Raw genomic sequence first — 1242 nt, forward strand, 5'->3', positions numbered from 1 at the left:
TCATGCCTTGTACTTCGATAAAATATTTGGAAAGGAATGGGAGCGTGGCAAACCACCAACCAAAAGCGCAACAAGCCAAAGGAATTCCCCATTTTATATTGTTGTATTGAAAAAGTTCCGTAAAGCTGATAGTCGAATTGATTTTGATTTCGATACTTTCTGCAGTTGATTTTTTAATATAACGCCAAGCGATTAGAGCTAAAATAATACCCGGAATTCCAGTTACATAAAAAGCATTTCTCCATCCCATATTCTCTGCAATAGAGACTAAAATGATTGGAGCAAGTATAGAACCGAAAAGAGCCGACCCAACACCTTGCAAGATTCCGGCATTAAGCCCCAGTCGATTTGGAGAAGATTCTCTTTCCACAAAATTTTGCGCCAGCGGAATAACTGAGCCTTCAGAAAATCCCATAATGAAGCGTGCGAAAAACAGCGTGGCAAAAGAAACGGCCACACCGGAGCCTACCGAGCAAAGCGAAAAAGTGATTACTGCTACCAAGAAAACCAGTTTTTTTCTGTTTTTTACTTCTGCCCATGCCACTGTAAAATAGCTTGAAAAAGCCCACGCCAGTGAAAGAGACCCAGCTAGCAAGCCAATTTGGGTGTCACTCAACAGCAGGTCTTTTGCAATATAAGGCATAAGGAAATTAAGTGCTAAACGGTCAAAAAACAGGCAGCCAAAGACCAGTGCCATTAGGGTAACCATTCCGTTTTCGTAGGATAAAAATTTGTTTTTCATAAAATAGGATAATCCCCCTTTCGGGGGATTTTAATTAATTAAAATTTATAACTCAACGTCAAAAAATAAGCTCTTGGCATAATTGGTAATGTAGAATAAACGGCTTGTGGATTGGCATCTAACATGGCTTTTGTAAAACCCTGGGTGTCCAAGGCTGCAGGAAAGCCACCTGGTGCCGCCCAACCCATGATTCCGTAAGTGTTTAAAATATTATTTATTGAAAAATTCACTTGAATTTTCTCTGATATTTTATAAGAAGTATTTAAATCAAATGAATGAAATGATGGCAGTTGGAAGGCATTGCCTACGTTTGCCCAACGCTCACCCATATATTGCCAGTTGATAGATGCCGAAAATTTGTCAGTGCTATAAGTTGGCGTTATTGTAAACATATTGCCGATATTATCATTATTATTGCCATCAAAATATATTTTTTCGTCATCGGCAGGGCCTGCGTTTTTTGACAAATAAACACTAAATTCTTTGGCTATCGACGACTG

2 protein-coding genes are annotated in these 1242 nt (G+C 39.0%); both read right to left on the reverse strand.

Features of this window, described 5'->3' with window-relative positions; translation table 11 throughout:
• Nucleotides 1-742, reverse strand: a 742-nt coding sequence (locus EKL98_RS16390; protein WP_126563186.1) for an MFS transporter, incomplete at its 3' end; no start/stop codon positions are given.
• 38 nt (nt 743-780) lie between these two features.
• On the reverse strand, nt 781-1242 hold a 462-nt coding region (locus EKL98_RS17710; RefSeq protein ID WP_233589473.1), incomplete at its 5' end, for a TonB-dependent receptor domain-containing protein.

This window comes from Flavobacterium bomense (genome assembly GCF_003970355.1).